19 protein-coding genes are annotated in these 25,533 nt (G+C 67.7%); 12 read left to right on the plus strand and 7 right to left on the minus strand.

Annotated elements, in window-relative coordinates; all coding sequences use genetic code 11:
* Positions 1–3: 3 nt before the first annotated feature.
* Genes DACI_RS29730 through DACI_RS29755 form a run of 6 tightly spaced genes read right to left on the minus strand, consistent with a single transcriptional unit; the run spans position 4 to position 5,891 of the window.
* A complete protein-coding gene (locus DACI_RS29730; protein ID WP_012207678.1) occupies positions 4–564 on the minus strand; it encodes a DUF3833 domain-containing protein in 561 nt (186 codons plus the stop codon).
* Positions 561–1,898, minus strand: coding sequence for an MFS transporter (locus DACI_RS29735; RefSeq protein WP_012207679.1), 1,338 nt, complete (start codon positions 1,896–1,898; stop codon positions 561–563). The genes DACI_RS29730 and DACI_RS29735 overlap by 4 nt, the downstream gene beginning before the upstream one ends.
* Before the next feature lie 18 nt (positions 1,899–1,916).
* Positions 1,917–2,534, minus strand: a complete 618-nt coding sequence (locus DACI_RS29740) for a chalcone isomerase family protein (RefSeq protein ID WP_012207680.1) — start codon at positions 2,532–2,534, stop codon at positions 1,917–1,919.
* On the minus strand, positions 2,531–3,799 hold the full coding sequence (locus DACI_RS29745; protein WP_012207681.1) for an SAM-dependent methyltransferase: 1,269 nt from the start codon (positions 3,797–3,799) through the stop codon (positions 2,531–2,533). Before DACI_RS29745 ends, DACI_RS29740 begins: the two co-directional genes overlap by 4 nt.
* Entirely contained in the window at positions 3,796–4,548 is a 753-nt protein-coding gene (locus DACI_RS29750; RefSeq protein ID WP_012207682.1) for a DUF1365 domain-containing protein, read from the minus strand. Before DACI_RS29750 ends, DACI_RS29745 begins: the two co-directional genes overlap by 4 nt.
* Positions 4,545–5,891, minus strand: a complete 1,347-nt coding sequence (locus DACI_RS29755) for an NAD(P)/FAD-dependent oxidoreductase (RefSeq protein ID WP_012207683.1) — start codon at positions 5,889–5,891, stop codon at positions 4,545–4,547. The genes DACI_RS29750 and DACI_RS29755 overlap by 4 nt, the downstream gene beginning before the upstream one ends.
* Positions 5,892–6,031: 140 nt before the next feature.
* On the opposite strand from DACI_RS29755, the gene DACI_RS29760 reads away from it, so the two are divergent.
* The 12 genes from DACI_RS29760 (at position 6,032) to DACI_RS32435 (ending at position 23,420) form a co-directional block, all read left to right on the plus strand.
* Positions 6,032–6,670: a TetR/AcrR family transcriptional regulator gene (locus tag DACI_RS29760; protein ID WP_012207684.1), complete on the plus strand. Its 639-nt coding sequence runs from the start codon at positions 6,032–6,034 to the stop codon at positions 6,668–6,670.
* A 389-nt stretch (positions 6,671–7,059) separates the two neighbouring features.
* Positions 7,060–8,124 carry a helix-turn-helix domain-containing protein gene (locus tag DACI_RS29765; RefSeq protein WP_043782988.1) on the plus strand — a complete coding sequence of 355 codons (1,065 nt, stop codon included), beginning with the start codon at positions 7,060–7,062 and terminating at the stop codon, positions 8,122–8,124.
* A gap of 318 nt (positions 8,125–8,442) precedes the next feature.
* Positions 8,443–10,863, plus strand: a complete 2,421-nt coding sequence (locus DACI_RS32670; RefSeq protein ID WP_197968046.1) for an IPTL-CTERM sorting domain-containing protein — start codon at positions 8,443–8,445, stop codon at positions 10,861–10,863.
* A gap of 274 nt (positions 10,864–11,137) precedes the next feature.
* Positions 11,138–11,617 carry a sigma-70 family RNA polymerase sigma factor gene (locus DACI_RS29775; RefSeq protein ID WP_012207687.1) on the plus strand — a complete coding sequence of 160 codons (480 nt, stop codon included), beginning with the start codon at positions 11,138–11,140 and terminating at the stop codon, positions 11,615–11,617.
* A 2-nt stretch (positions 11,618–11,619) separates the two neighbouring features.
* On the plus strand, positions 11,620–12,573 hold the full coding sequence (locus DACI_RS29780; RefSeq protein WP_043782991.1) for a FecR domain-containing protein: 954 nt from the start codon (positions 11,620–11,622) through the stop codon (positions 12,571–12,573).
* 97 nt (positions 12,574–12,670) lie between these two features.
* Positions 12,671–15,202, plus strand: a complete 2,532-nt coding sequence (locus tag DACI_RS29785; RefSeq protein ID WP_012207689.1) for a TonB-dependent siderophore receptor — start codon at positions 12,671–12,673, stop codon at positions 15,200–15,202.
* A 137-nt stretch (positions 15,203–15,339) separates the two neighbouring features.
* The gene (locus DACI_RS29790) at positions 15,340–15,855 is read left to right on the plus strand and encodes a sigma-70 family RNA polymerase sigma factor (protein WP_012207690.1); all 516 of its coding nucleotides are present in this window, start codon (positions 15,340–15,342) and stop codon (positions 15,853–15,855) included.
* Positions 15,852–16,913 carry a FecR domain-containing protein gene (locus DACI_RS29795; protein WP_012207691.1) on the plus strand — a complete coding sequence of 354 codons (1,062 nt, stop codon included), beginning with the start codon at positions 15,852–15,854 and terminating at the stop codon, positions 16,911–16,913. The genes DACI_RS29790 and DACI_RS29795 overlap by 4 nt, the downstream gene beginning before the upstream one ends.
* A 142-nt stretch (positions 16,914–17,055) precedes the next feature.
* A complete protein-coding gene (locus tag DACI_RS29800; RefSeq protein ID WP_012207692.1) occupies positions 17,056–19,539 on the plus strand; it encodes a TonB-dependent siderophore receptor in 2,484 nt (827 codons plus the stop codon).
* A gap of 115 nt (positions 19,540–19,654) precedes the next feature.
* Positions 19,655–20,413, plus strand: coding sequence for a hypothetical protein (locus DACI_RS29805; protein ID WP_043783741.1), 759 nt, complete (start codon positions 19,655–19,657; stop codon positions 20,411–20,413).
* 95 nt (positions 20,414–20,508) lie between these two features.
* Positions 20,509–22,626: a TonB-dependent siderophore receptor gene (locus tag DACI_RS29810; RefSeq protein WP_012207694.1), complete on the plus strand. Its 2,118-nt coding sequence runs from the start codon at positions 20,509–20,511 to the stop codon at positions 22,624–22,626.
* A gap of 392 nt (positions 22,627–23,018) precedes the next feature.
* Positions 23,019–23,420 carry a hypothetical protein gene (locus DACI_RS32435; protein WP_192812300.1) on the plus strand — a complete coding sequence of 134 codons (402 nt, stop codon included), beginning with the start codon at positions 23,019–23,021 and terminating at the stop codon, positions 23,418–23,420.
* A 95-nt stretch (positions 23,421–23,515) separates the two neighbouring features.
* Here DACI_RS32435 and glmS read toward each other — a convergent pair whose 3' ends face one another.
* A complete protein-coding gene (gene glmS, locus DACI_RS29820) occupies positions 23,516–25,435 on the minus strand; it encodes a glutamine--fructose-6-phosphate transaminase (isomerizing) (RefSeq protein WP_012207696.1) in 1,920 nt (639 codons plus the stop codon).
* Positions 25,436–25,533: the final 98 nt, after the last annotated feature.

Consider the following 25,533-nt stretch of genomic DNA (forward strand, 5'->3'; position numbering starts at 1 on the left):
CCATCACTCCTTGACAAAGGACAGCGTCACATCGCCCAGGTGCACGCCGAGCTTGCTCATGGCCGTGCGGTTGAGCAGGGTGCGCCCGTCCATGAGGTACATCCAGTCATCCATGTGGACGTTCCAGACCCGCCCGTTCACGGGCAGGGCCAGCACATAGCTCCAGCGGAAGGCATTGCCCGCGCCCTGGCCCTGGGCCTCGCCCACCACGTCGTCGGCCCGGCCGCTGTAGCGGCCGTCGCCCAGGTGGCGGATATGCCAGACCCGCTCCTGCGTGCTGCCGTCGCTGTAGACGAAGTGCTCCTCCAGGGATCCCTCGTCGCCATTCCAGCGGCCCGTCATGCGCACGGTGAATCGCTTGACCACCTTGCCCGATCGGTCCGTGAACATGCCGTGCGCCGTCAGCGGCCCGTTGAAATACTGGCGCAGGTCCAGCGTCGGCTGCTCCTTGGCGTAGTCCTGGACCGAAGGCCCGGCACAGCCCGCCAGGGACAGTGCCAATGCCGCCCCCAGGCAGACGCGCCGCAGCGGCGAAAACGAAGCGGAGTGGGTGATGTGGCTCATGTGTGACTCCAGGAAGAATGCAATCGCTCGGCGCGCCAAAGCAGCAGCGCCGCCGCCAGCTTGAGCAGGCAGGGCAGCCCGCCATAGGCCCAGGCCAGCGCCTGCAGCCCGGCCGGGTCGGTGCCGCCGCTGCGGTAGCCCGCGGCGGACAGCAGGGGCAGGGCCAGGCCCGCAGCCAGGGCCAGGTTGAGTTTGGTGGCGCAGGTCCACCAGCCCAGGTAGCGGCCCTCGCCCCGGCCGCCCTGGCCGGACTCGTGGATCACGCCCGTGAGCAGTGCGCCCGGCAAGGCCAGGTCCGCGCCCAGGGCCAGCCCGCTGGCCAGACAGATCACGGCAAAGGCCATGGCGTCGCCCGTGCCCAGCCAGGGCGTGAAGCCGAAGGCCAGCACGCTGGCCAGCATGCCCGCGCGCCAGCTGGGCGCCAGGCCCCAGCGCGAGACGGCCTTCACCCACAGCGGCAGGCCCAGGGCCGCCGCGCCAAAGAAGCACAGCAGCAGCAGGGGCTGCAGTGCAGGCGCCTGCAGCCTGTCGGCCACAAAAAAGGGCAGCAAGGTGGCGGGAACGGCCGCGGCCACGCCATTGAGCATGAAGATGGCCAGCAGCCGGCGAAACCCGGCATCCGCCCACGGAGAAGTGGACGAGGCCAGGGCGGCCGACGCCGGGGACTCCGGTTGCGGCATGCGGGGCGCAGAGGACACATGGGACACATGGGGCGCAGGAGCCACGGGCGCCCGGAGCCGGTACAGCCCCATCAGCCCCAGCGCCAGGCCCAGCGCCAGCACGGCGCTGGTGGCGTCAAGGCCCATCACGGCCGGCAGCACGCTGGCCAGCAGCACGCCCGCCAGCGTGGCGCCCTCGCGCCAGGCCGTCACACGGGCACGCCAGGCGGGCTGGCCGCCCCAGCGGGTGCCCCAGGCCTGGTGGAGGATGGTGACGAAGCTGTAGGCCAGCGTGCACACCAGCAGGCTGCCGGCCAGCCAGCCCAGCATGGCGGCCTCGGAGCCGCGCGGCGGATGCCACAGCGCCCCGAAACCCAGCACCATCAGCAGGCTGCCCAGCGCAGCCGCCCGCCAGGCCGGCCGCACACCGCCGCGCAGCAGCCTGTCGGCCTGGCGGCCAATGGCCGGATCGACCACGGCATCGAGCGCCCGCGTGGCCAGCAGCACCGCGCCCAGCCCGGCCAGCGGCGCGCCGGCCACGCTGGCGTAGTGGTAGGGCAGGTTCACATACAGGGGCAGGGACACAAAGGCCAGCGGCGCGGCCAGACCGCCATAGGCCAGCCCTGTGCGCCAGGGCAGCACGGGGGCGGGAGCGGGGACCGGGACGGAGGTCATGGCATGGTCCGCTGGCGTTCAGCCCTGGCCCAGCAGCGAGGTGCGCATGGCAGGCGCCGAGGTCTGCGGCGACAGCCAGATGCCGAAGAACAGGCGCGCATAGTCGGCATCGCGCAGCTGCGCCGTCTGCCGGCCGTTGTGGAAAAAGCGCACATCGCCCTGGCCGTCGTTCAGGCCCAGCAGCCGGTCCTTGGCCACCACATCGGGAAAGGCCTGCTTCATCAGGTCCAGCCATTGGCGGGTCTGCTCTTCGGTGAAGCTGCCGACCCTGCGCATTTCGGCGATGGAGCGCTCGGCGATGGCCGCGCCTTCGAGCTTGCGGTCGTAGACCAGCTCCAGCGCAAACGGGTGGCGGGCGTAGTCCTCGGGCAGCAGTCCGGGCGCAGCCCACAGCCGCGCCTCATAGACGCGCAGGCCGAAAAAGCGCAGCACGGCCGTGCCCATCAGGCGCGCGGACGGCAGGGCGCTGCGCAGTTCGGCCGGAAGTTCGGCGGTCGGGGTGATGGCGTGCAGGGCGTTGGACATGGTGATCAATGAAGGGGCCAGGACGCAGGCGGCGCCCCAGGCCAGGGCCTTGCGGCGGGGTGCATGGGGTGCATGCGGCGCGCGGCGCGCGTGGGGTTGCGGGGTCGTCATGGCAGGGGCTTGCGCAGCGTGAACTGGACGACATCGGTGTTGCCGGTGTCGAAGGCCGCCTCGCAATACGCCAGGTAGAAGGTCCAGATGCGCACGAAGCGTTCGTCAAAGCCCTGGGCACGCACGGCCTCCAGGCGCTCCTCGAAGGACTGGCGCCAGCGCCTGAGCGTTTCCGCATAGTCGCGGCCGAATGCCATGCGGCGCTCCACCACCAGGCCGGCGCGGTGCGCCTCCTGCTCGAAGGCGGGGATGCTGGGCAGCAGGCCGCCCGGGAAGATGTACTGCTGGATGAAGTCGGTGGAGCGCAGATAGCGCGCGAACAGATCCTCGCGCAGCGTGATGGTCTGTATGCAGGCCAGGCCCCCGGGCTTGAGGCAGTCGCGCAGCGTCTGGAAGTAGCCGCGCCAGTATTCGCGGCCCACGGCCTCGAACATCTCGATGGAGACGATGGCATCGAAGGGCTCGCCCGCATGGCGCGCGGGCAGGTCGCGGTAGTCCTGGTAGCGCAGCTCCACCGCGTCGGCCAGGCCCGCCTGCTGCATGCGCTGCTGCCCCCAGACCAGTTGCTCGCGCGACAGGGTCACGCCCGTGACCCGGGCTCCGAACTCCTGCGCCGCCGCCTCGGCCAGGCCGCCCCAGCCGCAGCCGATTTCCAGCAGGCGCTGGCCGGGCTGCAGCCGCACCTCGTCCAGCGTGCGCCTGAGCTTGGCCTGCTGGGCCTCCTGGAGGTCCGCGTTGCGCAGCGCTTGGCCCGTGCGGCCCTGGAACCAGGCCGCGCTGTAGCTCATGCCCGGGTCCAGCCACAGGCGGTAGAAATCATTGCCCAGGTCGTAATGGGCATGGATGTTCCTGGCACTGCCGGCCCGCGTATTGCGTTGCAGCAGATGGCGCAGGCGGTAGCCCAGCCGGCCCCACCAGCTGCCATAGACCAGGCTTTGCACATGGTCGCGGTTGGCCATGCACAGCCGCAGCAGGGCGGCCAGGTCGGGGCTGTCCCATTCGCCGGCGATATAGCCTTCGGCCAGCCCGATGTCGCCCGATTTGAGCGTGCGCTCCAGCGCCTGCCAGTCGTGCAGCACGCAATGCGCATCGGCAGCCCCCGACGGCGGGCGGGGCAGGTGCAGCAGGCGGCCATCGGGCTGCTCCAGGTCCAGCTGCCCGTGGGGCAGGCGTTCGAGCAGGTTCAGCACCCGGCGCGCCCGTGCAGGCGTGCGGCGCGGCGCTGCCGCGGAGGGGCTCAGCAGGGGGGCGGCGGTAGTGTTCATCGTGTGACGAAGCGCTTGGGCTCGGAGGGTTTGCCATGGAAAGGCACGCGCTTGGCCCAAAGGCGCAGCGCATGCCAGTGGATGCGGGCGACCACGCCCAGCGTCATCAGGGGCGTGCCGAAGAAGGCGCGGCGCACGGTGGCGCCGCCGAGCGGGTGCAGCACGCCGCCCACGCTGGTCTGCAGCAGCGGGCCGTCCTCGTCGTGCAGGTCCACGCGCGCCAGGGTGCGGTCTTCGCCGCGCTCGAAGCGGAAGCGGTACTCGCCGCGCACCTCGCAGAACGGCGAGACATGGAATTGCTTGCGCGCCACCTGCTCGCGGCCCCAGTCCAGGTCCGGCCCCGCCAGCAGATAGGCATGGCGCTCGCCAAAGGTGTTGTTGACCTCGGCCAGCACGGCGGCCAGCGAGCCGTCGGCGCGGTGCGCATACCAAAAGCTCACGGGCTTGAACACGTAGCCCAGCACGCGCGGGAAGGTGTGCAGCCAGACCTCGCCATCGGCGTCGGCTATGCCTTCGCTGTGCAGCAGCTGCTCGAACCAGGCCAGTGCGTCGCAGCCGCCCTCGCCGTGGTCGCTGTCATGAAAGCTCAGCCAGCCCCGCCGGTTGCGCCGCAGCGCGGCGTCCGGCTGCGTGCGCAGGCTGCGCAGCGGCAGCATCAGAAAGTAGCCGGGATAGCGGAAGGCATGCTCGACAGGCCGCAGGCGGCGGTGCCAGACATGGCCGAAGCCGATGAGGGGGCGGGCCGTCATGCGACCCCCTCGAAGGCCGCGCTGGCGGGCAGGACGGGCAAGGCCGGCAGGGCGCGCAGCAGACCATCGGCCGCGTCCAGTCCCGAGCGCAGGCCATCTTCGTGAAAGCCGTAGCCGCACCATGCGCCGCAGAACCAGGTCCGGCGCTGGCCCTGCACGTCGGCCACGCGGCCCTGGGCCTCGATGGCCGCCAGGTCGAACACCGGGTGGCTGTACTCGATGCGCGCATGGACCTGGCCTTCATCGATCGGGCGCACCGGGTTCAGCGAAACCATCACGGGCTGCTGCCACGGCAGGGGCTGCAGGCGGTTGAGCAGGTAATGCAAGCAGACGCCGGCCTGGTCCCGCCCCGGGTCGGCCGCGCGTTCGTAGTTCCAGGCGGCCCAGGCCGCCTGCCTGCGCGGCAGCACGCTGGCATCGGTGTGCAAAACGGCCTGGTTGGGCTGGTAGCGGATGGCGCCCAGCACGCTGCGCTCCTGTGGCGTGGCATCGCTGCCGAGCAGGCGCAGGGCCTGGTCGCTGTGGCAGGCCAGCACCACGGCGTCGAACGGCTCCGTGCCGTTCGCCGTCTGCAGCAGCGCGCCGTGCGCGGCGCGGCGCAGGCCCAGCACGGGCGCATTCAGGCGCGCCTCATGGCGGCCGTCCTTCAGCAGCGCGGCCACCATGCGCCGCACGTACTGGCGCGAGCCGCCGCGCACCGTGTGCCACTGCGGCCGGTCCGTGACCTGGATCAGGCCGTGGTTGTGGCAAAAGCGGATCAGCGTGGCCACGGGAAAGCGCAGCATCTGGTCGGTGGGGCAGGACCAGATGCAGCCCATCATGGGCAGCAGGTAGTCCTGACGGAAGGCAGCGCCAAAGCCGTGGTCGTCCAGAAAATCGCCGATGGCGCTGCGCAGCCGCGCTTCATCGCCTTCCTGGGCGATGCGCGTGGCCAGGCGGTTGAAGCGCAGGATCTCGGCCAGCATCTTCAGAAAGCGCGGGCGCAGCAGATTGCCCCGCTGCGCGAACACGCCGCCCAGCGAACTGCCGCTCCATTCCAGGCCCGCGCGGCCATCGGCCTCAGGCACCTGCACGGAAAACGACATCTCGGCGGCAGCCGTGGGCACCTGCAGCTGCTCGAACAAACGCGTCAGCAGCGGATAGGTGCGGTGGTTGAAGACCAGAAAGCCGGTGTCCACGCCCTGGCTCACGCCGCCCAGCGTCAGGTCCACCGTGTTGGCGTGCCCCCCGAAATGGCCGCCCGCCTCCAGCAAGGTCACGGCAGGCCCGCCCGGCGCCGCGGCCAGGCGGCTCGCTGCGGCCAGCCCCGCAATCCCCGAACCGATGACAGCAATGCGATGCATGGAGGCGCCTTTCTTGGTTGAACAGCCCGACTAGACCACAAAGACCAAATAGTGAACTGATGAGTTCAAACTATAAACCAAACATACCCGCTTTGCACTACTTGGTATCAGATATGACCTGCGAGGTCTAAAATATCGCTATGACAAGCCGCTCCTCCATCAAAGAACAGATACAGCGCGTGCGCGAGCAGGCCATCGTGGCGGCCGTCAACCGGCTGCTGGCCACCAAGGGCTACGACGCCATGACGGTGGACGAGGTCGCGGCCGAGGCCGGCATGGCCAAGGCCAGCCTGTACAAGCTGTTCACTTCCAAGGAAGAACTGGCGGGCGCCGCCATGGTGGGCGTGCTGGACCGCGCCCTGGCCTTTGTGGACGGCCTGCGCGACACGGCGGCCCAGGCCGCCGAGGCCGGCACGCCGGTGCGCCCGCTGGACCAGCTCAAGGCCGTGACGTGCTGGGCCATGCAGACCCAGCTGGAAGGCGAAATGCCCTCCCTGCCGGCGCAGAACTCCAACCTCAGCGCCTCCCTGCAATCCAACGATGCCTACATGGACCGGCTGATCGCCCTGAGCAACCGCCTGAGCATCTGGATCACCGAGGCCCAGACCAGCGGCCAGCTGCAGCCTGCGCTGCCGGCCGAGCTGGTGCTCTACACGCTGTTCGCGCGGGCCTGCGATCCGGTGGTGGCCCTGCTCAAGGAATCGGGCCAGTACACGCACGCGCAAATCATCGGCTGGGTCACGAGCACGACTTTCGACGGGCTGGCGCGGGCTGGTTGACACTCCCAGCGGAGCAATCGCAGCGGCATGGCCGACCTCGCCCTAGAAACGCCTCCATGTCCCTCTGGGCTTTCCCTTGAGAGCCAGTCATGTGGGACAACGGTGGACAGACGGCTGTCGACTGCACTGCTGGAAAGCCGCCAATTGGAATTGGCCTGACAGCCCGGCCTTCACCTCCTGGGAGAAGCCACTCGGCATTCCGGGAGCACCTGCCTCCCTGCTTTTTGCGCTGCTGCACGGCAGCGCGCCACGGTGCGCCAGGCTCTTCTCATGCGCCAGCTTCCCGGTCGGGTGCTCTTGTATAGTTGCGGGCTGGCGGCGACAGCAAGACCCGCGCCGTGCGAGATTGTCCTGCCGGGCCTTGTGTTTTCCTGCGCCGAAACTTCGCAATGCAGCCTGCGGCCAACGCCCTGCCCAGCACTACCTTTGACACGTGCCAGACCCTCTCGGCAGACCGCTTCGAGGCCTGGCGCGCCAGCATTTCCGTGCTGTTCGATGTGGCTCCGGTGGAGCACCGCACGGCATCTGGCGACAGTTTCCATGCCTCGGTACATGCCACCCATCTGGGCCAGTTGCTGCTGGGCGACCTGCGCTTTGGCGCGCAACGCTTCTCACGCAACAAGGCACGCGCTGCCCGCGACGGTCTGGACCATTATCTGGTTCAGTGGTACCGCAGCGGCAGCTTCGTCGGCCAGCATGATGGCAGCAGCGAGCTACAGGTAAACGCCGGCGATGTGGTCGTCTTCGACATGGCACGCACACAGCAGACCCTGGCTGAACACTCGCATGTGCTCTCGCTGATCGTGCCACGCAGGCTGGGCGATGCAGCCTTCGGCACCCATGGTGCAGACCTGCATGGAACCGTGCTGGCGTCAGGCAGCATCTTCGCAGGACTGCTGGCAGATCACCTGGACGCACTGCACAGGCGCCTGCCTACCATCGCCCTGTTGCAAGCCGACGATGTGGTGCATGCCACCACCCAGATGCTGGCCGCCTGCCTGCGTCCGAGCCAGCGCACCTTGGCCGAGGCCCGCAACGAAGTGCAGGCCGCCACGCTGGAGCGCATCCAGCGCCATATCGCCCAGAACCTGGCCGCACCGCTCACCCCCGAGATACTGTGCCGACGCTTCGGCATTTCGCGCCACCGGCTCTACCACCTCTTCGAGCCACTGGGCGGAGTGATGCGCTACGTGCAGCAGCGCCGTTTGCAACGGGCCTTCCACACGCTGTCCAACCCGACCTGCCGTCGTCTGCGCATTGCGGATGTGGCCACACGCCTGGGCTTTGCCAGCGAAGCGCACTTCAGCCGCGCGTTCCGTGCCGCCTTCGGCCACACGCCCAGCGATGTACGCGCGATGGCCGAAGCAGCTCACACCGTGCGCATCAATCCCCCACCAGGCACCACGACCACATCGGCGGAATATGCCGACTGGCTGCTCGGGCTCATGGCCTGAGCGCGGGATGGCCGGTCAAGAGACTGGCAAACGGACAGTCAAATCCACAGGGACCCGGTGCCTCAAGATCGCAATGGGCTGCCGTGTCCCAGGCGCAGCCTCCAGGGCGGGCGTGCTCATTCGCCAACATCTTTCAAACATCAAGAACACAAGATAACCATGACAGAAACTAGCCACAGGCGCCCTTCCATCCGATCTTTTCGCTGGATGCCAAGGTCATGGATTATTGTTTTCATATTTTTTTCAGCATCAACTGCTTATGCAGCAGCGAGCAGGACATTGCTTTCGACTCTCGATGTAGGTCCAGGAAATGTATGGGTGAACGCCAGTTACCCAAGATACCAGGAATTCAGAACCGGTGAAACCAATGTCGTCATCACCGATGTATCCATTCGAATTTTTGATTCACTTGGCACTGGATTTCCCTTGTTGAAGCTGTGCGGCAGCCCATCCGAAAACTGCCAACAACTCGACCACAAGGAAACCGTTGGCAATGTCTACAGCTTCACCGGTTCCTATCAAGCATCCGCCAACAAGTCTGTGCGCATCATTTTCGATTGCAATTGCGATGGCGGCTCAGGATACGGAGTTTATTTCGGCCTCAGATCCATTCCCGGAGCATCCTCCAATGCGCCGGGCTATCAATTTGCCGTCAAGGTAGATGCCATCGCCTTGCCGACCATCACACGGATTCTGCCCTCATCCGGCCCGACTACTGGAAACACGCAGGTCAGGCTCGATGGCACAGGACTTCTGGACGCTGCAGGCATCAAATTCGGCGATACGGACGCATTGCAATTCCAGATGGATAGCGACACCCAAATCACGGCGGTTTCCCCTGCACACGCATCAGGAACTGTGGGCATCAAGCTCGTAACCACGGCCAATGGTGCCTACACCAACGGCGACTTCACTTATGTGGCTGCTCCGGCCATCACGGCCATCCATCCCATCGCCGGCCCCACTGCCGGAGGCACACCGGTCATCCTGACCGGCTCGGGGTTCACGTCAGCGGCGCCCTCCGGCGCTGTGCAGTTCGGCAGCACTGCCGCCAATTACACGGTCAACAGCGACACGCAGATCACAGCCATTGCTCCTCCTGGCGCAGCCGGCACCGTCGAAATCACCGTGTCCACCATCGGTGGCAACTCCGCCAGCAGCATTGGCGACCGGTTCACTTATGTGGCTGCTCCGGCCATCACGGCCATCCATCCCATCGCCGGCCCCACTGCCGGAGGCACACCGGTCATCCTGACCGGCTCGGGGTTCACGTCAGCTGCGCCCTCCGGCGCTGTGCAGTTCGGCAGCACTGCCGCCAATTACACGGTCAACAGCGACACGCAGATCACAGCCACTGCTCCTCCCGGCGCAGCCGGCACCGTCGACATCACCGTGTCTACCATCGGTGGCAACTCCGCCAGCAGCATTGTCGACCGGTTCACTTATGTGGCTGCTCCGGCCATCACGGCCATCCATCCCATCGCCGGCCCTACTGCCGGAGGCACACCGGTCATCCTGACCGGCTCGGGGTTCACGTCAGCGACGCCCTCCGGCGCTGTGCAGTTTGGCAGCACTGCCGCCAATTACACGGTCAACAGCGACACGCAGATCACAGCCATTGCTCCTCCCGGCGCAGCCGGCACCGTCGACATCACCGTGTCCACCGTCGGTGGCACCTCGGCCACCAGCGCCGGGGACCGTTTCACCTATGCCCAGGCACCGACAACTGCATCGATCACCCCGACGACAGGACCCAGCGCGGGAGGCACTCAGATCACCCTGACCGGAACCCACCTGAGCGCCGCCAGCACGGTGAAGTTCGGCAATCAAAGCGCAACTGGCGTTTCGGTGGTCAGCGATACGCAGCTCACCGCTATCTCCCCCCCAGGCACCGGGACTGTGGACCTGACGGTGACCACTCCCGGTGGCACTTCGGCGATCACGGGCACAGCCCGGTTCAGCTATGCAGGCGTGCCGTCCATCACAGGCTTGTCCACGCAGCACGGGCCGGTTGCGGGTGGCACCCAGGTGCTCATCTCCGGCAGCGGATTCACCGCTGCAACATCCGTCAAATTCGGAACCGCCGAGGCTGCGGGATTCACCGTGGACAGCGCAACCCGCATCACGGCGAACGCACCGCCCGGTTCATCGGGTATCGTTTCGGTTTCGGTGACGACCCCCGAGGGCACCAGCCCTGCAAGCGCAGTGGCACAGTTCCGCTATCAGCTCGACTCGGCCTCCCTGCTGTTTCCCGAAGGAGAATTGGCCATGCACCTGTCCGGCGCGGATTGCGGCTTCGAAGGGATGCCGACAAAGAGTGCCCCCCCACCGACCGGCCTCCCCTCGGGCTTCGGCTTTCCCTATGGACAGATCGCCTTCCAGGCTGGCGGCTGTACCAGCGGCGGGACGCTTCGTGTCGCGCTCACGCTGCCCAAGGACGTGCCCGCGGGCACCCAGCTCTACAAACTGATCAACGGCCAATGGCTGAAATGGGATGCGCAGGTGAGTGGCGCAGACATTGTTTTTTCGGTCACCGACAATGACGGAAACTCCACCGCCCAGACCACCGGGGACAACGATCCCACACCAGGCAGGATCGACGACCCGATCATGGTCGCGGTGCCCCTGCTCCCTGCCACGCCTGCCGCCGTTCCGGCTCTGGGCCACTGGTCTCTGACGCTTCTGTCCCTGCTTTTTGCCGGCCTGCTTGCGGGAGGCTGGCGCGCTCCCAGAAGTTGACGGCCAGGGCTTGCGCCGGGGATGGCAGAGGTATCGCTCGTTCAACTCGTCCACGGGCACAGCGGACGCGTGGGACATGGGACACCCAGGCCGCAAATGGATAGAGAATCATTCCATGCGGCATCCCAGGGACCGCAGCACGGGCCTCGCAGTCAATGCAAATGAGAATTCATATCAACTGGATAAAATACCGGGAGTTCTTTGACGCACAAGACGAAAGGCCCGGTACGTGCATCCATCCACCGACAGTGGCGCCAGCCAGGCTCTGGGCAGCATGTACGCGCAGCACAACCACTGGCTGGTCGCCTGGCTGCAGCGCAGGCTGGACAACCGCTGCGATGCGGCCGACCTGGCCCAGGACACGTTCACACGCATCTGGGCCAGCGCCAGGACACAGGCCATCGAGGACATCCAGGAGCCCCGCGCCTACCTGACGACGGTGGCCCGGCGGCTGCTGGTCAACCACCTGGAGCGCCGCTCGCTGGAGCAGGCCTACCTGGCATCCCTGCACCTTCTGCCCCCGGCCACCGTGCCGTCCGTGGAAGCACGGGCCATGCTGCTGGAGACGCTGCAGGAGCTCGACGCGCTGCTGGATGCCCTGCCCGCCAAGGTGCGCATGGCCTTTCTCATGTCCCAGCTCGAAGGCATGTCCTACGAGGACATTGCCGCCCACATGCAGCTGAGCGTGCGCACCGTGACGCGCTACATGGCGCAGGGTTTCCGGCAATGTCTGCTGGCGATGCTGGAGCGCTGAGCATGCAGGCCGCAGACGCGCGCATCCTGGACGAGGCCGCCCGCTGGCTGGCCCGCAGGCACGCCTCGGACTTCAGCGCGGCCGAGCAGGCCGAGCTGGCACGCTGGCGCAGCCAGAGCAGCCGGCATGAACAGATCTGGCAATGCGCCGAGCAGCTCAAGGGCCGCTTCAACACCGTTCCCGGCGCCGTCGGCATGGCCACGCTCAACCGCGCGCGTCCCTCGGCCGCAAGGCGCCAGCTGCTGCGCTCGGCCGTGCTGGCCCTGGCCACGCCCGCGCTGGGCTGGCTGGCCTGGCGCCACCTGCCCTGGCAGGACTGGACGGCCGACTACCGCACGGCCAAGGGCGAGCGCCGCGCGGTCACGCTGGCCGATGGCAGCCGCGTGCAGCTGAACATGGCCTCGGCCATCAGCGTGCGCATGGATGGCACGGCGCGGCGCATCCGCCAGCATGCGGGGGAAATCCTGGTCGAGACCGCGCATGCCCCGCCCTACGCCTCCCAGCCTTTCATGGTGCAGACAGACGACGGCCAGATGCAGGCCCTGGGCACGCGCTTCATCGTGCGCAAGCTGGAGCACGGCACGGCGCTGGCCGTGCTGGAGGGCGCGGTGCGCGTCACGCCGGCAGCATCGGCCAAGGCCGTGGTGGTGCATGCGGGCGAGCAACTGCATTTCGACGGCCATGGCGCCAGCGCCACCCGCCCCGTGGCGGCGCGGGACTCGGCCTGGACGCTGGGCGTGCTCTATGCCGAAAACCTGCGGCTGCAGGACTTCCTGGCCGAGCTGTCGCGCTACCGCGAAGGCCTTGTGCAGTGCGACGACGATGTCGCCGACCTGCGCGTCTCCGGCACGTACCAGTTGCAAGACACCGACCGCATCCTGGCCCTGCTGGCCCAGACCCTGCCGGTGCGCGTGCACGAGCGCAGCCGGTACTGGGTGACGGTGGAGCGGCGCTGATTTGGATTTTTTTCTGCCAGGGCTGTCCGGTTTTTCACTCTCGCCTGTCAAGGGGTGTGAAAAGCACTTTCATCGACCGCCCAGAGGACAGAACACCATGCACTCCCCTTCTTCCACCGCCGGACCACGCGCCAGCCTGCGCGCCACCGCCTTGGCGGCCCTGGCCGTCAGCACCTCGCTGCTGCTGCACGCGCTGCCAGTCCAGGCGGCCGAGCCGGCCGCCAGCGCCGCTGCCCGGAGCTACCAGATCCAGCCGGGTCCGCTGGGCCCGGCGCTGATGGCCTTTGCCGCACAGGCAGGCGTGAACCTGGGCATGGATCTGCAGCAGCTCGGCGGCATGGAGACACGCGGCCTGTCCGGCACGTTCTCCGTGGAGGACGGCTTTGCGCAGCTGCTGAACACGTCAGGCTGGACAGCGCGCCGCGTGGGTGCGGGCAACTACGCGCTGGAGAAGCTGCCTGCGGCGGCCCGCCAGGCGCCGTCCACTGCAGCGGCCGTGCCCTCACCCTCAGCCCCGGCCGCAGCCCCAGCCGCGGCACAGGCCACGGAACTTGCCGCCATCACGGTGACCGCGCGCACGCAGAACAACCTGGTCGCGCCCTCGCGGCAAGTGACGATTCTGGAAGGCCAGGAGGTGGAGCAGCTGCGCCAGGGCTCGGACAGCCTGGCCACCATGCTCAGCAAGGTGGTGCCTGGCATGGCAGACTCCAGCCACACCATCACCGACTACGGCCAGACGCTGCGCGGCCGCAACATGCTGGTGCTGGTGGACGGCGTTCCGCTGAACACCAACCGCGACTCGTCCAGGAACCTGGCCAACATCAACCCGGCCGACATCGAGCAGATCGAGGTGCTGCGCGGCAGCAGCGCCATCTACGGCAGCGGTGCGGCGGGCGGCATTGTCTCCATCCGCACCAAGCGGCCCTCTGGCGAGACGCGGGCCGAGACCATCGTCACCGGCTCGGCCCCCCTGTCGCGCCTGCGCGGCGCGGGGCTGGGCGGCGAGGTGCAGCACTACCTGTCCGGCGGCGGCGAGGTGGTCGACTACTCGGTGAGCCTGGGCGCCAAGCACATGGGAGGCGCCTTCGACGCCAAGGGCAACCGCATTGCGCCCGAGCCCAGCCAGGGCGACCTGTTCGATTCCAGCATCTACAACGCGTCGGCCAAGATCGGCTTCAAGCTCGATGCCGACCAGCGCCTGCAATTGACCGCCAGCCACTACAACGCGGCCCAGGACACGGACTACGCCTCCGACCCGGCGGTGGCGCGGCTGCCGGCCGGAACGGCCGCAGCCCGCCCCATCAAGGGCCTGGTGCTGGCCGACCAGAACCAGATCCGGAACACCATGCTGGGGCTGGACTACGAGAACCGGGACATCGCAGGCAGCACGCTGGCCGCCCAGCTCTACTACCGGGATTTCTTCACGCGGTTTGCGCCCTTCGACGCACGCGCCGTGCCGGTGCGGGGCGCCAATGTCGATCAGTCCATGCAGAACTCCGAGGTCTTTGGCGGGCGCCTGACACTGAAGACGCCGCTGGGCGCCAGCAAGAAAAGCCTGCTGATCTGGGGTGCGGACTTCCACCAGGAGCGCACCGACATGCCCATCGACATCTTCGACCCCCGGGCCTATGACGCCAGCGGCGGCCTGGTCTTCAACAAGACCGGCCGCCTGGTCTACATGCCCCCGGTCACCACGCGCAGCATCGGCGCCTTCGCCCAGCTGCAGCACCAGTTCAGCGACCAATGGTCGGCCGAAGGCGGCCTGCGCTACGACCGCGCCCAGGCCAGCTTCAACGACTTCACGCCGCTGTCGCAATCGCGGGTGCCCAACCCCCAGTCCGTGAATGGCGGCACCGTCCAGTACAACGCCTGGACCTACAACCTGGGCACGGTCTTCACGCCGGTGAAGGGCCAGGAGTTCTATGCCTCGTACAGCCAGGGCTTCGAGCTGCCGGACATCGGCGTGGTGGTGCGCAATGCCACGCCGGCCTTCAACCTGGGCAACTCCAACCTGCAGGCGGTCAAGACCAACACCTATGAAATGGGCTGGCGCGGCAAGTTCTCCAACGTGATGGCCAATCTCAGCGTCTTCCAGTCGCGCTCCAACCTGGGCGCCGTGCAAAGCTTCAACAACGGCCTGTCCCTGCTGCGCACCCGCGAGAAGATCCACGGCCTCGAAGGCGGCCTGGACTACTTCAGCGATGACGACCACTGGAGCGCGGGCGGCAGCTTCACCTGGATGAAGGGCCGCGAGCTGCCCCAGGCCGCCAGCGGCTACCAGGACATGACGGGCTTTCGCATCCCGCCGCTTAAGCTGACGGCCTATGTGGAGTACCGGCCCGATGCCCGCTGGAGCCACCGCCTGCAGGCAACCTCGTATGCCGCCAAGGACTACCGCCTGGACGGCAAGACCGGCTTTGGCCGCTATGACACGCGGGGCTACACCACGGTGGACCTGATCAGCCAGTGGAAGATCGACCCCAAGAACCGCGTGTCCCTGGGCGTGGAAAACCTGTTCAACCGCCAGTACTTCCCGCTCTACAGCCAGCTGCTGCGCAGCAACAACAACACCAGCCGCCTGCCAGCGGCCGGCACGGTGCTGAAGATCAGCTACGCGCACACCTGGTGACCTGCGGGCAGGCACCGATCGCCGGGGCCTGCCAATACCCACCCGTGCAGCCCGGACGACCCCCTGGTCAAAATGAGAACCAATCGCATTAAGTCATTGATATCAGGGGATTCATCTTTGCGGTTGTGGGGGTCAGCATGTCATCCGGCGAATTCGCGCTGCACAACGAGGTCCAGTCGCTCTATCGTGACCATCACCGATGGCTGCGCGATTGGCTGCGCAGAAAACTGGGCTGCTCCCACCATGCCGCCGACCTGGCCCACGACACCTTCGTGCGCCTGCTCGGCCGCAAGGAGCGGGCGGACCCGGTGGACCCCCGCGCCTACCTGACCACCATCGCCCACGGCCTGGTGGTGGACTTTCACCGGCGCCGGGCGCTGGAGCGGGCCTATCTGGAATCACTGGCCGCCCTGCCCGAGCCGCAGGCGCCTTCGCCCGAGGCGCGGGCCATCGTGCTGGAGGCCCTGGTGGCCATCGACGCCATGCTCGACGGCATGAAGCCCGCCGTGCGCCAGGCCTTCATCCTCTCGCAGCTCGAAGGCCTGACCTATGCGCAGATCGCCGCCCGGCTGCAGGTGACCGTGCGCACCGTCAACAACTACATGCTCAAGGCGCTGGAGCACTGCTACCTCATCGTGGCAGACGGCGCATGACGGCCTTGCCCTCGAACAGCGACAGCGCCCTGGACGCGGCTGCACATTCGCCCACCCACACCACCACCCCAGCCCAGGCACAGGCCCGCATCCGCCAGGAAGCGATTGCCTGGTACGCGCGCCTGTGCTCCGGCGATGCCACCGACGCCGACCGTGCCGCCTGGCAGCGCTGGCATGAGGCCCACCCCGAGCACCAGCGCGCATGGCGGCATTTCGACGCCCTGCAGTCCATGCTGCAGCGCGTGCCGGGCCACCTGGCCGCCTCCACGCTGCAGGCCAGCCGGCGCAGCCGCCGCCGGGTGCTGCGCGGCATCGGCGCACTGGTGGGCAGCGGGGCCGTGGCGGGCCTGTCATGGCAGCTGGCCGGCGGGCAGGGCGGCGTGCGCTCCTGGCTGGCCGACTACCGCACCGGCACGGGCGAGCGCCGCACCGTCACGCTGGCCGACGGGTCCGAGCTGACGCTGAACACGCGGACCTCGGTGGATGTGTCCATGGACCCCGTGCGCCGGCTGCTGGTGCTGCGCGAGGGCGAGATCCTGGTGCAGACCGCCCATTCCCTTTCCGGTCCCGGCGCGGGCGCCAAGGATGGCCGCCCGTTCATGGTGCACACGCCGCAGGGCCGCATCCTGGCGCTGGGCACGCGCTTCACCGTGCGCAGCCAGGGGGGCGCGGGCGGTGACACCGTGGTGAGCGTGCTGCAGGACGCCGTGGAAATCCAGCCCCTGCAGGACCCCAGCCGCAGCCTGCGGCTGCAGGCCGGCCAGCAGGCCAACTTCAGCCGCAACGGCATGCTGCCCGCCCAGGCCGCCGACCCGGCCCAGGTCAGCTGGGTGGGCGGCAGCCTCATCGTGGACGGCTGGCGGCTGGACGACGTGGTGCGCGAACTCGCACGCTACCGGCCCGGCCGCCTGGCCTGCGACCCGGCCGTGGCCGGCCTGCGCGTGTCCGGCGTGTTTCCCCTGGCCGACACGGACAAGGCGCTGGCTGTCATCACGCGCGCCTTCCCGGTGCGCGCGGCCGGCCTGTCGCGCTACTGGCTGACCCTGGTGCCCGTCTAGGGCCAGCCCAGGGCGAGCCAGGGTCAGCCAGTTCCCCATGCCGCACAAAAAACTTCGCGGCCCATTTTCATCTTTTGCGATCTCGTTCGGCTCCCTTCATGAAAGCCCTTGTCTCACCGCTGTTCATGGCCAGGAAACCCGAATGCAAACGCCCTTCACACCGACACCCGCCCGCGCGGCGCTGACCTGCCTGCTGGCTGCGGCGGTGGCATGGGCGGCCCCCGGCCATGCGGCCGAGCCCCTGGCGCAGACCCGCCAGGCCGCCAGGGCCTATGAGATCGGGGCCGGCCCGCTGGCCTCGGTGCTGGGCCAGTTTGCGGCGGCCGCAGGCGTGGCCCTGTCCTATGACCCGGCCAGCACGCGCCAGCGGCAGTCGGGTGGCCTGCGCGGCAGCTATACCGTGGGCGCGGGCTTTGCGGCCATCCTGGCGGGCTCCGGGCTGGAGGCGGTGGAAGGCGGCGCGGGTGAATTCATCGTGCGCAAGGCGGCCATGCCCGCCACGGCAGGCGCTGCAGCGGCCGACGCCACCGAGCTGCCCGCCGTGCGCGTCGTGGCCCGGGCGGCCCCTGCCCCGGTCGATGCCGACGAGCGCTACCAGCCCACGCCCGATGCCTCCAGCCTGCGCACCACGGCGCCCGTGCTGGAGATCCCGCAGGTGGTCAACGTGGTGCCGGCCCAGGTGATCCGCGACCAGCGCCCGCGCAACCTGGACGAGGCGCTGGCCAATGTCAGCGGCGTCACCCAGGGCAACACCCTGGCCAGCACGCAGGACACCATCATGAAGCGCGGCTTCGGCACCAACCGCGACGGCTCCGTCATGCACAACGGCATGCCCCTGGTGCAGGGGCGCGGCATGAACGCCGCCGCCGAGAGCGTGGAAGTGATCAAGGGCCCGTCCTCGCTGCTGTACGGCCTCATGGACCCGGGCGGCGTGATCAACGTGGTCAGCAAGAAGCCGCAGCTGCGCCAGCGCACGGCGCTGTCGCTGCAGGGCTCGGGCTACGCGGGCGGGCGCAACGGCACGGGTGCCACGCTGGACACCACCGGCCCCATCGGTGAGAACGGTCTGGCCTACCGCCTGGTCGTCGACCATGTGGACGAGGACTACTGGCGCAACTTCGGCCAGCACCGCGAGACGCTGGTGGCGCCGTCGCTGGCCTGGTATGGCGACGACACCCAGGCCGTGCTCTGGTACGAGTACCGCAAGTACCTGACGCCCTTCGATCGCGGCACGGCGCTGGACCCGGTCACCCGGCGCCCGCTGGACCTTCCGGCCACGCGCCGGCTGGACGAGCCCTTCAACCAGATGACGGGCGAGACCCACCTGGCCCAGCTCTCCGTGGACCACCGCCTGGGCAGCGGCTGGGCCGCCCACCTGAACCTGAGCTACAACCGCGAGATCTACGACGCCAACCAGCTGCGCGTGAACGGCGTGAACACCGCGCGCGGCACCCTGCAGCGCAGCAACGACGCCACGCACGGCGCACTCAGCACCGACAGCTATGGCTCGGCCTATGTGGACGGCAGCGTGCAGCTGGCCGGCCTGCGCCATGACCTGCAGTTCGGCGCCGATGCCGAGTCCCGGCTGATCTACCGCTCCGACCTGCTGCGCCAGGCCGTCACCTCCACCTTCAGCTACACCAATCCCGTCTACGGGCTGGAGCAGCCCTCGGCCACCGTCTCGGCCAGCGACAGCGACCAGAGGGACCAGCTGCACAACCAGTCGCTGTTCCTGCAGGACGCCATCCACCTGGGCGACCGCTGGGTGCTGACCACCGGCCTGCGCTACCAGACCTGGCGCCAGACCGCCGGCCGGGGCCGCCCGTTCAAGGCCAACACCCAGGCCGACGGCACGGCCTGGCTGCCGCGCGCCGGCCTGGTCTATCAACTGGCCAGCGGCCTGTCGCTCTACGGCAACTACTCGCAATCGCTCAGGCCCACCTCCACCATCGCGCCACTGGCCAGCGGCACCGTGATCGACTCGGGCGTGGCGCCCGAGGAGGCCCGGTCCTGGGAAGCCGGCGCCAAGCTGGACCTGCCAGGGCAGCTCACCGGCACGCTGGCGCTGTTCGACATCCGCAAGAAGAACGTGCTGGTGTCCCAGTTCAACGACGCCACCAAGCTGACCGACTGGCGCACCTCGGGCGCGGCGCGATCGCGCGGGCTGGAGGTGGATGTGGCCGGCGAGCTGGGCCGCCACTGGAGCGCCATCGCGGCCTTTGCCTATGTGGATGCCAAGACCACGCAGGACCCGCTCTACCAGGGCAACCAGCTGTGGAACGTGGCGCGGCAGACGGCCTCGCTGTCGGCCGTGTACGACTTTGGCCAGGTGCTGGGCGGTGTGCTGGGCGGTGTGCTGGGCGAGGGCCGGCTGCGCGTGGGCGGCGGCCTGCAGTACGTGGGCAAGCGGCCCGGCGACTCGGCCAACGCCTTCTGGCTGCCGGGCTACACCGTGGCCCATGCCTTTGCCACGTATGACACGCGGATCAACGGCTACAGGACGCGCTTTCAGCTCAACGTGAAGAACCTGTTCGACCGCACCTACTACCCGTCGAGCGCCAACACCTACTTCATCTCGATGGGCGACGCGCGCCAGGTGCTGCTGCGCGCCACGGTCGAGTTCTGAGCGCGCGCCAGCCCCGCCCCCGCCCTTTCCTTTTTCCGTGTCTGTCCCGGCCCGCAGCCGCATGCGATGCCGCGCATCACGCATCACCTCCATGAACTTCCCGGAAGTCTTTTCCATGCACCGCCAAGCAACCGCCCCCTCCCCCGCTTTTTCGCGCCGCTCGGCCCTGCTGCTGGCTGCCGCCGGCCTGCTGGCCGGCAACCTGCCTGCACCGGCCCTGGCCGCCCCGTCCAACTCGCCTGCCACGCCCAATCCCCCCAAGAAAGTGCTGCTGGTGGTGCGCGTGGAAGGCAAGAGCCTGCCCGTGGACCAGAAGATCCAGCAGCACCTGGCCGCGCGCGGCTACGCCGTCACCCTGCACAGCCAGTACGCGCCCGTGGAGGCCGCGCTGGACGCGGACCTGGTCATCCTCTCGTCCACCATCCGCTCGCATGACCTGCTGGGCGCCTACCGCAACGTGCCCGTGCCCCTGCTGACCTGGGAGAACGACCTGCTCGACGATCTGGCCATGACCGGCAAGCGCGCGGGCACCGATTTCGGCAGCGTGGAAAAGGACCGCTACGTCTGGCTGGTCAACGCGCCCCACCCCATGGCGGCCGGGCTGCCGGCCGGCGTGGTCGATGTCTATGAAAAGCAGGCCACCATGAGCTGGGGCAAGCCCGGCCTGGGCGCCACCACCATCGCCACCGTGCACGGCCACCCCGACAAGGCCGCCATCTTCGGCTACGAGATGGGCGCCACCATGGACTACGAATCGCTGGCCCCCGCGCGCCGCGTGATGTTCTTCCTGGACAACGAAACCTTCCCTAACCTCTCCGCCGCCGGCCTGAAGCTGTTCGATGCCGCCGTGGACTGGGCACTGCAAGTGCGCTGATCTCCGCCGCTTACCTCCCCGCTTATTTCCGCCGCTTATCGCCTCGCCGAACGCCCCGCCAAACGCTTTTTTCCTCTATTGACTGGCCATTGCGCATGCCTTCCTCCTTCCACACCCTCCCCCCCATTGCCGGCATGCCCCGATCCTGCCTGTGCCTTGCCCTGGCTGCCATCCCCGTGATGGCCTTCTCCCAGGCTGCCGACGCACCGTCCACGCAACTGGAAACCGTGCAGATCCAGGCCGAGAAGCAGCAGAACAACGAAGACAACTTCGTCGCCCGCAAAACCACGGGCGTGCTGCGCTCCGATGCGCCGCTGTTCGAGACCGCGCAGTCCATCAGCGTGGTGACCCAGCGGCAGATCGAGGAAAAACAGGTCAGGTCCGTGGCCGAGGCGCTGGAGAGCGTGGCCGGCGTGGCGTCCGGCTCGTACGGCCGGCGCGGCTGGGATGACTTCATCATCCGCGGCCAGATCTCCAGCGCGCAAACCTATGTGGACGGCCTGCGGGCGCAGACCTCCACCAATGTGCTGCGCTCCGAGGACATCTTCGGCATCGGCTCCATCGAAGTGGTCAAGGGCCCCACCTCGGTGGGCTTCGGCCTGGCCCTGCCGGGCGGCCTGGTCAACCTGACCACCAAGCGCCCGCAGGCCGAGTCGTTCTCGCGCGCCGGCATCAGCGTGGGCAGCTATGGATTGAAGGAGGCCAACTTCGACCTGAACTACTCGCCCGACGGAAGCCGCAAGGGCGCCTTTCGCATCGTGGGCCGCGCATCCGACCAGAACGATCCCACGGACTACGTCTACTTCAAGAACCAGTACCTGGCGGGCTCGTACAACTTCGACCTGGATGGCAGCAACGAGCTGTCCGTCATCGCCAGCTACCAGCACCGCAACTACATCCGCAACCAGGGCATTCCGCAGAACTACGAAAAATACGGGCGCAATGTCTTCATCGGCGAACCCGACCGCAGCTACGAGGTGGACTCCTACCGCCTGGGCGCCAACTACGCGCACTACTTCGACAACGAATGGGTGTTCCGCCAGAACTTCGCGCTCACCAAGGGCAGCAGCCTGAGCAACTCGGTCTTTGCGGCGGCCAATGCCAGGTTCCCCCTGGTCGCGCGCCAGATCAACTACCAGGACAAGCAGGACGTCAACATCGCCCTGGACAACTACCTGCAGCGCAACTTCCGATTCGACCGCGTGAACTACGAGCTGACCGCCGGCATCGACATGATGCGAGAGCGCAGCGACTACTACCAGCGCGTGGACAACATCAACCCCTTCAACGCCGACAACCCGGTCTATGGCGTCACCTCCATCAAGGAGGGCAAGCCCTCGCACAACCTGACCTACAGCCAGTACGTGGGCCTGTACCTGCGCAACACCATCAAGATCGATGAGAAATGGATCGTCGGCCTGAACGGCCGCCATGACTGGACGCGCGTGGAAATCCAGGACAGGCTGGCCGGCGGCTCCGTCAGCAACAGCAACACCGCCTTCACGGGCAGCGCCTCGCTGATGTACCAGGCCAGCGAGTTCCTGGCCCCCTACGTCAGCTACTCCACCTCCTTCATGCCCGTGACGGATGCCGGCATCAACGGCACGCTGCTCAATCCCGAGGAAGGCAAGCAGACCGAACTGGGCGTGAAATTCCAGGCCCTGGACCGGCGCGTGCAAGGCTATCTGGCGGTGTATGACCTGCGGCGCAAGAACGTCACCGAGAACGACGCCATGCTGGGCTACGCCGTCCAGACTGGCGAGCAGACCACCAAGGGCTTCGAGGCGGAAGTCGCCGCCTCGCTGACGCGGCAATGGAATGTCTCGGCCGCCTACAGCTACATCCCCTCGGCCCGGACCTCCCAAAGCCTGACGGCCAGCGAAATCGGCAAGCGCATCAACCATGTGCCCAAGAACGCGGGCTCCGTCTTCACGCAGTACTACTTCAACCCCGACCGCCTGGGCTGGAACATGGGCGCAGGCCTGCGCATGCAGGGTGCCCGCACGGCGCAGCGCGGCACGGCCTTCGTCAACCTGGCCAGGTACACCCTGCTCGACCTCAACGTGGGCTATGAAGCGAAGTCATGGGGCCTGAGCCTGGCCATCAAGAACCTGCTGGACAAGGACTACGTCCAGGGCACCACGCCGAACGCGCAGCTGCTGAGCTTCGGCAGCCCGCGCACGCTGATGGTGAGTGCAAGGTTCAAGTACTGAGGCTGGCTGGCTCCTTCAAGCATGCGAGCCTTTCAGCCAAGGTGCGCACCCCGGCCTGGCGGAACTGGTAGCTGTGCGTCCTCAGGTGTAAACGCTGGCTCAGCACCGGTTGGCCGCCCTTTGGCGTGAGTTGCCGGCGACAACGTGGCCGTTCCAAGGGTGCCACGGCCTGAGCCGGTGGCCCTGCGGCGACCCCGGCCAGGGGCAGATTCTCGACACGGAAAAGCCGCCCGAAGGCGGCCGGTTCCAGGGAGCGCTGCACCAGCGCTGGCTGCGATCAATCAGCGTTGCTGTGGCTGGCGCAAAGGCTGCCCTTGTTGGCGGACGTTCGCCTTGCACTGCATCTGGCTGTAGTTCCTGTCCGTGATGGGTTGCCCCATCTGCAGGGGAACATGGACCGGATGCTGCGGGCCTCTCGTGGGAAGAAGCTGTTTCATGGTTCCATCCTCACGTCAAACGGAACGCCGCCCAGCCCGTCAGCGGGGCTGATTGGGCTGCTGCTGGCCTGGCTGGTTCTGGCCAGGTTGCTTGTGCTGGGGGTTGTCCTGCTGCTGCTGTCCCGGGTTTTGCTGGTTCGGGTTCTGCTGCTGCGGGTTGTTTTGCTGCTGTTGCTGGTCGTTTTGCTGAGCCATGGGTATCTCCTTCACATGGTGGTCAAAGAGGCGCGTCAAACGAAGCGCCCGACTGCAGCGCAGATATGCACTGCGCTGGTAACCAGTGTGGGACCAGACATGCGGCTCAGCCGTAGGACCGGCCAGAGCGTGCGCAGCCCCATGTTGCGATACCGCAGGTAGGCCAGCCGCCGGGTGTCCGACGGACATTTCGCACAGGGGCAACGAAGGACCAGGGCAGGTCACGACCTGCGCACTGCGGCCCCCGGCCCCCTGCCTCACTCCACCGTCACGCTCTTGGCCAGGTTGCGCGGCTTGTCCACGTCGGTGCCGCGTGCGCAGGCCGTGTGGTAGGCCAGCAGCTGCAGCGGGACCACGTGCAGGATGGGGCTCAGGGCGCCGTAGTTCTCGGGCATGCGGATGACGTGCATGCCTTCGCTGCTTTCGATGTTGGTCTTGGCATCGGCCAGCACGTAGAGCACGCCGCCGCGCGCGCGCACTTCCTGCATGTTGCTCTTGAGCTTTTCCAGCAGCTCGTCGTTGGGCGCGACCGTGACCACGGGCATGGCGCTGTCCACCAGGGCCAGCGGGCCGTGCTTGAGCTCGCCGGCCGGATAGGCCTCGGCGTGGATGTAGCTGATTTCCTTGAGCTTGAGCGCGCCTTCCAGCGCAATCGGGTAGTGGATGCCACGGCCCAGGAAGAGCGCGTTCTCGCGCTTGGCGAAGTCCTCGGACCAGCTGATGACCTGGGGCTCCAGCGCCAGCACCGATTGCAGGGCCACGGGCAGGTGGCGCATGGCGGCAAGGTACTGCTGCTCCTTTTCCTCGCTCAGGCGCCCCTGCGACTGGGCCAGGGCCAGGGTCAGCAGGAACAGGCCCGCCAGCTGGGTGGTGAAGGCCTTGGTGGATGCCACGCCGATCTCCACGCCGGCGCGCGTGATGTAGGCCAGCTCGCATTCGCGCACCATGGCGCTGGTGGCCACGTTGCAGACGGTCAGCGTGTGCTTCATGCCCAGGCTCTGCGCGTGGCGCAGCGCGGCCAGGGTGTCGGCGGTCTCGCCCGACTGGCTGATGGTGACGACCAGGGTCTTGGGATGGGGAACGCTGGTGCGGTAGCGGTACTCGCTGGCCACTTCCACGCTGCAGGGCAGGCCGGCCAGCGCTTCGATCCAGTACTTGGCCGTGCAGCCGCTGTAGTAGCTGGTGCCGCAGGCCAGGATGAGCACGCGGTCGATTTCCTTGAACACGCGCCAGGCCGAGACGCCGGACTTGCCGTCCGAGCCCGCGCCGTCGAACAGCTCGGGCACGATGGCCTGCACGCCTTCCAGCGTGTCGGCAATGGCGCGCGGCTGCTCGAAGATTTCCTTTTGCATGTAGTGGCGGTAGGGGCCCAGCTCGGCCGCGCCGCTGTGGGCGTGCACGGTGCGCACGGGGCGCTGCTCGGGCGCCAGGCGCTCGCCGCCCTTGCCCACCAGCCAGTAGCGGCCGGGCTGCAGGTCCACGATGTCGCCCTCTTCCAGGTAGACGATCTGGTCGGTCACGCCGGCCAGGGCCATGGCGTCGCTGGCCAGGAAATGCTCGGCGCCCTCCTGGCCCACGCCCAGGATCAGCGGCGAGCCGGCGCGCGAGCCGACCACGCGCTGCGGCTCGTCCTTGTGCATGACGGCGATGGCGAAGGCACCATGCAGCCGCTGCGTGGCGGCCTGCACGGCCTCGAACAGATCACCGCCGTAGAGGCTGTCCACCAGGTGGGCGATGACCTCGGTATCGGTCTGGCTGGCGAAGACATAGCCCTTGGACTGCAGCTCGGCGCGCAGGGCTTCGTAGTTTTCGATGATGCCGTTGTGCACGAGGGCCACGCGGGCCGGCTGGTCGGCATCGGCCACGGGCGAGACGCCGGGGCCGTGGCTGAAATGCGGATGGGCGTTGCGCACGGCCGGCTCGCCATGCGTGGCCCAGCGGGTATGGGCAATGCCGGTGTGGCCGATGACCTTGTCCTGCTGCACCTGGGCCATGAGTTCGGCCACGCGCGCCGTGGAACGGGCGCGCTGCAGGCCCTGGCTGTGCACGCCCTGGGCGTCCAGCGCCTGCACGGCCACGCCGCAGGAGTCATAGCCGCGATATTCCAGGCGCTGCAGGCCCTGGACGAGAACGGGGACGATATCGCGGAAGGAAACCGCTGCGACGATGCCACACATGGACAAGCTCCTTGTTTCGAGATGACGACGGATGCTACGCAGGTTGAAAAGAAATTTCTCGCCAAATTTCTTTATCTATTGAACTAATATTTCATCAA

It is taken from the genome of Delftia acidovorans SPH-1 (assembly GCF_000018665.1).
Lineage (GTDB): Bacteria > Pseudomonadota > Gammaproteobacteria > Burkholderiales > Burkholderiaceae_C > Comamonas > Comamonas acidovorans.